We start from the raw sequence: 7,834 nt of genomic DNA, 5'->3' as shown, positions 1-7,834 counted from the left end.
CCAGCGGTCATGGATCTCCACGGGGACTTCATTGGCCGTTGCGAAGCGGCGCAGCCGTTCGGCGGAGACGTGGACGTTCAGGGCCTGGGCGATCTGGCGGACGATCCGCTCCTGGGTTTCGAACCACGCGGCCAGCGTGATCGAATAGCGCTGGCTCCAGATGCAGACCGATGTCGATGCATCGCGCAGCGTAACGACAAGCCGAACCGTGTTGTTCAACTCATAGGTCGTGCCTTCGACGATATACTCCGGCGGCGAGGATGAGGTTCTCGGCTCGGGTCCCCAAACCGGCGGCAAGGTCCGGACCGACCATTCGCGAAAACGTGCAAGGCAGGCCACGAATTCGTGCCTGAATCCGTCGACGAGGTGGCGCATGTCCTGCGGAACGCCGCTCGCCTCGAAGGCGCAGACCGAGATGAAGAGTTGCTTCGGGCTCGACGCCTCGCCTTGAGTCTCGGGCAGGACCGGGGCGAGCGTCGGGGCTTGCGGCTGTTCGCCGAGACCCGGCATCTGCTTGATCTCGACGATCAGGGCCTGGGTTTCATTCGACGGTTCGACGTCGTAGTCCGCCTCCAGAAGATCCCACAGCGACTTGTAGATTTTCAACGCTCCGCCGATGTCGCCGCGCAGGGCGCGTGTGCGAATGAGATGTCGGCACGCGACTTCGTGCGTGGGATCGAGATTGAGCAGGGCCAAGGCAGCATCGCTCGCCTCGCCCGGACCGCCGTCGGTCGGCAGCATGCGTTCGAGCGCGAGGGTCAGCCGGTCAAGCAGCAGCTGGCGTTTGGTCAGCACCCAGACCTGAAAGGCCGGATCGATGTTGTCGAGATCGGAAAGCAGGGTGTCGGTGATCCGCTGAGTTTCGAGGAGCCGCGGGTGCACGACGCCTTGCGTGACGGCGGCGAGCACCTCGTCGACATCGCAGGCCCGCTGGTCACGCCTCAGCGAAAGCGCCTGTTTGTCGATGCTGAACCCGGCGAACCCCAAATGATCGAAGGCCAGCCTGATGTCGTGCACCGCCTGGCGCAGCGAGGCACGCGCGCGCTCTTCGTCGCTCTCGCTCCACAACAGCCCGACGAGGCGCTCGCGCGTATCCTGTGCGTTGTCCGAAAGAGCAAGGTAGGCAATCAAGGCCTTCGCCTTGCGTGTACCCAGCAAGATCTTGCGGCCACCGAACTCGGCTGCAAAATCTCCGAGAAGACGGACGGTCACCTGCCCACTCGCCGGCGCTTCAGGACTATCGCCTTTTTCCACGGCTGATGCTCCAGCTCGCTTACGCGTCCTATGATCGAGCATTTTTGCCTGCTTGAGGCTGGCACGTGCAACTAAATAGGTCACCGGTGTATATCAGAGCAATGGTATCTCGTGCTCTGCGATGATCTCGCCTTCGCGGTCACACCGCGTCTCGACAAATCGCTTCGTCGAGACGGCCGTCGAAAAGGGTTGCAAGTCAGGCGAAACGGCCCTGACGACGGCAACGGAGACGTCTTGCCTTGTGTGGTCGAGCAGATAGAGCCGAACTCCCTTGGCGCGCAGATGGCCCACAAGCCCCTCCAGTCCCGAGCCCGTCGGCAGTCTGCCCGCCGCATGCGACGAGATGTCCCATGGATGAAGCAGTTCGCAGTCCATTGCCGCAAATTCCGCGCGGCGCAGATGACGGCGATCGGCCTCGTTGAGCGCCGCGTCACCGGCCTCGGTGCGCTTGGCCGCCGCGACCGGCGCGGCCATTTCCATCTGGCACATTTCGAGAATTGCAGCCTTTGCCGCGTCGCTCGCGGTAAGCCGCGACGACAGGCCGCAAGCCAGCCCTCGGCCGCAATGGTCGACCGATACGGCTGCGACAGCCGGGACTTCGTTGTCCGTCGTGATATCGAGCAGCAGCGTCCGCCTCGCCGTCACGCCCATCCGCAATCGTTCGATCAGTTCGGCGCCGGCTTTCGTGGCCGGATGATCCAGCGCGAAATGGCGGGGGCGGCGACCGCCAAGCCACCACATCGCCGCGGCGTTGCGTTCGCAGAGCTCCAGAACGGCACGAAGCGCCGCCGTCTCGAAATTCGGTCCTGCCGCCACACCCGAGGACAACGCGCCGGCCGGCGAAATCGTGCGTCTGTGCGGCGGGCGCCTGAGGCAGAGATCTGCCGGGAGCAGCGCAATCTCCCCGGTCGACGCGTCGGAGGCCCTGATCCAGTCGATCGGCCGATCGGCGCCGGCGATCGCTTCGGCGATCCAGCCGTCGGCGACAAGACGTGCGCGATCGCGGTCTGCGGTCACTTCCTCGATGTCGCCCGTTCGCTCGAACTGCGAAAGAAACTCGGCCGCCTCACCAAGACATGCGACGAGCGCTGTTGCGGCAGTCTCGCCGTTTCCAGTGACGCTCAATCGCGTCGCGGCGGCCTCTGCCGACAGATCGGAGTTGATCACGATTTCGCCGCCGACGCAGTGAAGTCCGGGTGCGAAGGGCGATGCGATCGAGAACACGCGCGCGAGACGGCTCGCCAGCGCGACGAGCTCGGGCGAGGCCAGACCCGCAATGCTGTCCAACAACGTCTCGCCGGATCCGGAGAACAGGTTGAGCGGAGCGAGATACATAATGAACGCGTCTCAAACTCGAAAAAATTGCAACTCTCAATCGCCAACTCTCTATCGTACTCAACTCCGGTCGTGGATGCCATCGCCGCCGCGGGCATGCGTGGGGCGCAGCAGGTTCGGAGCTCGGAGGCGTCTCGTCAACGGGACGTGAAAAGTCGTTGTCGCTGGCCGGCGCGGAATGGCGGGTGCCCGTCGCCTGCGACCTTCCCTCGATACCGTCGCGAGCGAAATCGCCGCTGGCAGCGCAATTCCGTGGGCTCAATGCCATTCGGACGACGCTCGGTGCGAAGGCCCCGTGAAGCCGTCGCGTAGGCCCGATTCACGGCGGTTTCACGATGGGATGCGTAGGTTCGAGCCCGTTCAGGCGAACATGGGCGCTGTCTCGAAAGGATCGAAACATGATCTCCACCGAGCCCCCAACCGATTTCATTCCATATCCTGAACCGCCGCTCCACCGGCACGCGGCGGTCATGTTCGTCGACCTCGACCATTTCATGCGGATCTGCATCGACGATCCGCCTGAAGCCGTGTTCGGTCTGCTCAGCGATTTTCAGTACGTCGTAACCGACCTCGTGTCCCGCTTCCGGGGCGAGCTGAACTCGTATCAGGGCGACGGGGCGCTGGCGACGTTCTGGGATATGCCCGGCACGACCGGCTCGGCAACGAAAGCCCTGCAATGCGCTCGACGGATTCTCGAACAGGTTCACGTGCTGGGTTGCGACTATGGCAATGACCGGACACCCTCGGTGTCGGTCTCCATCGGTCTGCAGTATGGCGAGGTCTGGACCAGCACGCTGACGAGTTCGAGAAGCTTCGGTCCGACGCTCATTGGTGATGCCGTCAACGTCGCGGCCCGGCTCGAGAAGCAGGCGCAGACGCTCGGCACCAAGATCGTGGTCGGCGACGACCTGATCCAAAGGGCGAGGCGCGAATCCCTGGCGTCCGATCTGACGCAATTCGTCAGCGCCGGTCCCGTGTTCGTTCGCGGCCGGCATACCCCCCTCCATGTCTGGAAGCTTCGAAATCAGCCGAGCGAATTGCTGAGCAAACGCACGGCGAGCTGCAATGGCGACATCGATCTACGCTGGTAGCGTACATTTCGATCGAGTTTGGCATTAGACACCGGCGGGCCCGGAGTGGTAAGGGCTGCGGGCGATGTGAGGGACTTTGGCGGCCGGCAAGGTCCGCCAAGGCCTTGTTCGCTCCGAGAAAGGCGGCGCGGTGCGCGCCACGGTGCGACATTGGAGTGATGATGGCGGAGAAAAATGCGAAGCGGCGCGTGGCGCTGATCACCGGCGTGACCGGGCAGGACGGATCCTACCTGGCCGAATATCTGCTCGGCCTCGGCTATACCGTGCACGGCATCAAGCGGCGCTCGTCTTCGTTCAACACCGCCCGTGTCGATCATCTCTATGCCGATCCGCACACCGGCAACGTGCCGTTCCTGATGCACTATGGCGACATGACCGATTCCACCAACCTGATCCGCCTGGTGCAGCAGATCAGGCCGACGGAGATCTACAATCTCGCGGCTCAAAGCCACGTCGCGGTCAGTTTCGAAAGCCCGGAATACACCGCCAATGCCGACGCGATCGGGGTGCTGCGGCTCCTGGAGGCGATCCGGATCCTGGGCATGGAGAACGAGACGCGGTTCTACCAGGCCTCGACCTCTGAACTCTATGGCCTGGTGCAGGAGATCCCGCAGAAGGAGACCACGCCGTTCTATCCGCGCTCCCCCTATGGCGTCGCCAAACTCTACGGCTATTGGATCACGGTGAATTATCGCGAGGCCTATGGCATGTTTGCCGCGAACGGGATCCTGTTCAACCATGAGAGCCCGGTCCGCGGTGAAACTTTTGTGACCCGCAAGATCACCCGCGGGGTCGCGCGGATCGAGGTCGGGCTGGACGAGACGATTTATCTCGGCAATCTGGAAGCCCGGCGCGATTGGGGCCATGCCCGGGATTACGTCGAAGGCATGCACATGATCCTGCAGGCGGATCGGCCCGACGATTACGTGCTGGCGACCGGGGAAACCCGTTCGGTTCGCGAATTCATCGAGCTGGCGTTCGCCGAGGTCGGCCGTACCATCGAGTGGCGCGGCAAGGGCGTCGAGGAGACCGGCATCGACAAAAAGAGCGGCAAGGCCGTGGTGCGCATCGATCCGGCCTATTTCCGTCCGACCGAGGTCGACCTGCTGATCGGGGACTTCGCCAAGGCGCGTGAAAAACTCGGCTGGACGCCAAAGCGGAGTTTTGGGGAGCTCGTCAGGGAAATGGTGGCGGGCGATCTCGAGATCGCGCGGCAAGAGGCTGCCAATGGCAAAAACGCCGTTTGAACTGAAGGGCAAGACGGTCTTCGTCGCCGGGCATCGTGGGATGGTCGGCGCCGCGCTGGTGCGCCGTTTGGCGCAGGAGGGCGTCGAGCTCTTGACCGCCGCGCACGGCGAACTCGACCTGCGAGACCAGGCCGCCGTGTTCGACTGGTTTGCGCGGAAGCGGCCGCAGGTCGTGTTCCTGGCGGCCGCGAAGGTCGGCGGCATCGTCGCCAACAACACGCTGCGGGCCGAGTTCATCTATGACAACATCGCCATCGCCGCCAATGCAATCCATGCGGCGCATCTGAACGGCGCCGAGAAGCTGATGTTTCTCGGCTCCTCCTGCATCTATCCAAAGCTCGCGGCCCAGCCGCTGCGCGAGGATTCGATGCTGACCGGTCCCTTGGAGCCGACCAACGAACCCTATGCGATTGCCAAGATCGCCGGCATCAAGATGGTGGAAGCCTATCGCAGCCAGTATGGCAGCGATTTTGTCAGCGTGATGCCGACCAACCTGTACGGACCCGGCGACAACTACCATCCCGAATATAGCCACGTCGTCGCGGGCCTGATCCGGCGCTTTCACGAGGCGAAGCTCGCGGGTGCTTCTGATGTCGTGGTGTGGGGCACCGGCACGCCGCGGCGGGAATTCCTCTATGTCGACGACATGGCGGATGCCTGCGTGCATCTGATGAAAGTCTATTCCGATGCCGAGCTGATCAACATCGGTACCGGCGAGGACATCACCATCGCCGAGTTTGCACGCGTAGTCGCCGCTGTGGTCGGCTATGCCGGCGCGATCGGTTTTGACACGTCGCGTCCCGACGGCACGCCGCGCAAGCTGCTCGACGTCGGCCGCATCGACAGGCTGGGCTGGCGCGCGAAGACGTCGCTTGAGGATGGGATCCGGCTCGCCTACCAGGCCTATCTGAGCGAGACCAGGCAGGCTGCGGAGTGATTGCTCTCATTCCGGCGCGATGCGAAGCATCGAACCTGGAATCTCGAGATTCCGCGTCTGGTCCTTCGGACCATCCGGAATGACGAACTCAATTATCGAGTCTCGACCCTGGGAGGGCTTTTTGCCAGGGCCGTCGCCATTGCCGAGATTAGCGGCTTCATGAAATACGATTCGTTGGCCGGCAGGATGTCCGTCTCGATGCCGCGCGCCAGCAATTCCTCCGACACGACCGGACCGACGGAGGCGATCGGGGTCACCGCCAATCCCTCGCGCAAGCGCGCCTCGCAGCCATGCGCCTGTGCCACCTCGAACAGGCGGCGCGGCTGGCCCGAGCTGGTCAGCGCGATCGCATCGATGCGCCCTTGCGCCATCTCCTCAATCGCGGTCACGATGTTGGTGTCGGCCGCCTTGGCGTCATAGACATAAGGCAACACGGTCACGACCTCGGCGCCCTGCGCTGATATCGCGCCGATCAATGGGCCATGGTCCTTGTCGGGATAAAGCTGCAGGCCGAGCCGGTGACCTCCGAGCTCAATTCGCGCCAGCATCTCAGCGACCCCTTCGGAGGTCGGCTTCTCGGTGGTTTGCTGCGGCTCCAGGCCAAGCTCGCGCAGCGCCCGGCCGGGTTTGGGTCCGCGCGCGAATTTGCGCGCCTTGCCGAGCGCGGCGACGAAATCCTGGTCATTGCCCAGGCGTCGCGCCACCTTCATCAGGCGGCGCAGGCCCTCGCCGGTCAAGAACACCATGTCGTCGAACGGCCGCGCGATGCAGCGCGCGATCCAGTCCTCGACCGGCGCGGCATTTGGCGCATCCTGGATCGAAAACATCGGACATTGCACCACCTCTGCGCCCTGTTCGGCGAGCAGGCGCGAGAATTGCGCTTCTTCCCGCGTTTCCAGGATCAGGATCCGGTAACCATTCAATCGGTCGACCATGATGTCGCTTCCAACATTTGGGGACAGCTTTTGTTCATCCATGCTCTGCCGCCAGCATTGGCGCAAGGGCGCCGCCGATGATACAGGAGGCCTGCGAAAAATCCGCCGCTGCACAAGAACTGATCATGCCCTCCATGCCCCCCCATCAATATGTGCTGACCCTGTCCTGTCCGGATCGTCCCGGCATCGTTTCGGCGGTCTCGACCTTCCTGGCTCACAACGGCCAGAACATCCTGGATGCCCAGCAATTCGATGATGTCGAGACCGGAAAATTCTTCATGCGCGTGGTGTTCACCGCCGCCGACCTCGCCGTGGAACTGGCCGCGCTGCAGACCGGCTTTGCCGCGATTGCGGAGCGTTTTGCCATGGACTGGCAGATGCGCGATCGCGGCGACAGGCGGCGCGTGATGCTCCTCGTCTCGAAGTCGGATCACTGCCTGGTCGACATTCTCTATCGCTGGCGCACCGGGGAACTGGCGATGATCCCGACCGCGATCGTCTCCAACCATCCCCGCGAGACCTATGCCGGGCTCGACTTCGGCGGCATCCCGTTTCACTATTTGCCTGTCACCAAGAACATCAGGGACGAGCAGGAAGCGGCCATCTGGACCCTTGTGGGAACGACGAGGACCGATCTTGTGGTGCTGGCGCGCTACATGCAGATCCTCACCGACGATCTGTCGGCAAAATTGTCGGGCCGCTGCATCAACATCCATCACTCGTTCCTGCCGGGGTTCAAGGGTGCGCGGCCCTACCACCAGGCGCATGAGCGCGGCGTCAAGCTGATCGGCGCGACGGCCCATTACGTGACCCGCGATCTCGACGAAGGGCCGATCATCGATCAGGACGTCGAGCGCATCAGTCACCGCGATACGCCCGACGATCTCGTCCGCAAGGGCCGCGATATCGAGCGCCGCGTGCTGGCGCGGGCGATCCGCTATCACCTGGACGACCGCGTGATCCCGAACGGCCGCAAGACCGTGGTGTTCGTTGATTAGGTGAACACCGGGTGGAAGGCGCGGGGGCTCCAGCCGA

The 7,834-nt window shown here is 63.4% G+C and carries 7 protein-coding genes; 4 read left to right on the top strand and 3 right to left on the bottom strand.

Translation table 11 applies throughout. From position 1 onward, the window contains the following. Together JOZ76_RS18250 and JOZ76_RS18245 are read right to left on the bottom strand one after the other, a co-directional pair. Nucleotides 1-1,212, bottom strand: a 1,212-nt coding sequence (locus JOZ76_RS18250) for a BTAD domain-containing putative transcriptional regulator (RefSeq protein WP_291700429.1), incomplete at its 3' end; no start/stop codon positions are given. A 135-nt stretch (nucleotides 1,213-1,347) separates the two neighbouring features. Next, a complete protein-coding gene (locus JOZ76_RS18245) occupies nucleotides 1,348-2,589 on the bottom strand; it encodes a YcaO-like family protein (RefSeq protein ID WP_291700427.1) in 1,242 nt (413 codons plus the stop codon). A gap of 398 nt (nucleotides 2,590-2,987) precedes the next feature. On the opposite strand from JOZ76_RS18245, the gene JOZ76_RS18240 reads away from it, so the two are divergent. From JOZ76_RS18240 to fcl, 3 genes are all read left to right on the top strand, one after another. Next, entirely contained in the window at nucleotides 2,988-3,680 is a 693-nt protein-coding gene (locus JOZ76_RS18240; protein ID WP_291700425.1) for an adenylate/guanylate cyclase domain-containing protein, read from the top strand. 161 nt (nucleotides 3,681-3,841) lie between these two features. Beyond that, on the top strand, nucleotides 3,842-4,927 hold the full coding sequence (gene gmd, locus JOZ76_RS18235) for a GDP-mannose 4,6-dehydratase (protein WP_291700424.1): 1,086 nt from the start codon (nucleotides 3,842-3,844) through the stop codon (nucleotides 4,925-4,927). Then, entirely contained in the window at nucleotides 4,908-5,864 is a 957-nt protein-coding gene (gene fcl, locus JOZ76_RS18230) for a GDP-L-fucose synthase (protein ID WP_291700421.1), read from the top strand. Before gmd ends, fcl begins: the two co-directional genes overlap by 20 nt. A 92-nt stretch (nucleotides 5,865-5,956) precedes the next feature. Here fcl and JOZ76_RS18225 read toward each other — a convergent pair whose 3' ends face one another. Continuing rightward, nucleotides 5,957-6,799 (bottom strand): uroporphyrinogen-III synthase, encoded by an 843-nt coding sequence (locus tag JOZ76_RS18225; RefSeq protein ID WP_291700419.1) that lies wholly within the window; start codon nucleotides 6,797-6,799, stop codon nucleotides 5,957-5,959. Nucleotides 6,800-6,933: 134 nt separating this feature from the next. Between JOZ76_RS18225 and purU the strand changes: the two genes are divergently transcribed. Further along, nucleotides 6,934-7,797, top strand: a complete 864-nt coding sequence (gene purU, locus JOZ76_RS18220) for a formyltetrahydrofolate deformylase (protein WP_291700431.1) — start codon at nucleotides 6,934-6,936, stop codon at nucleotides 7,795-7,797. The last annotated feature ends 37 nt before the right edge of the window (nucleotides 7,798-7,834 follow it).

The sequence above is a fragment of the Bradyrhizobium sp. genome (assembly GCF_019244115.1).
Classification (GTDB): Bacteria; Pseudomonadota; Alphaproteobacteria; order Rhizobiales; family Xanthobacteraceae; genus Bradyrhizobium.
Note: the sequence above shows the minus strand (reverse complement) of the source record. Positions and strands in the feature narration are given on the sequence as shown.

What these genes read in the sequence shown, in the direction of transcription:
- JOZ76_RS18245 (WP_291700427.1), bottom strand. Translation starts at nt 2,589, where the DNA reads ATGTATCTCGCTCCGCTCAACCTGTTCTCCGGATCCGGCGAGACGTTG.
- JOZ76_RS18240 (WP_291700425.1), top strand. Translation starts at nt 2,988, where the DNA reads ATGATCTCCACCGAGCCCCCAACCGATTTCATTCCATATCCTGAACCG.
- gmd (WP_291700424.1), top strand. Translation starts at nt 3,842, where the DNA reads ATGGCGGAGAAAAATGCGAAGCGGCGCGTGGCGCTGATCACCGGCGTG.
- fcl (WP_291700421.1), top strand. Translation starts at nt 4,908, where the DNA reads ATGGCAAAAACGCCGTTTGAACTGAAGGGCAAGACGGTCTTCGTCGCC.
- JOZ76_RS18225 (WP_291700419.1), bottom strand. Translation starts at nt 6,799, where the DNA reads ATGGTCGACCGATTGAATGGTTACCGGATCCTGATCCTGGAAACGCGG.
- purU (WP_291700431.1), top strand. Translation starts at nt 6,934, where the DNA reads ATGCCCCCCCATCAATATGTGCTGACCCTGTCCTGTCCGGATCGTCCC.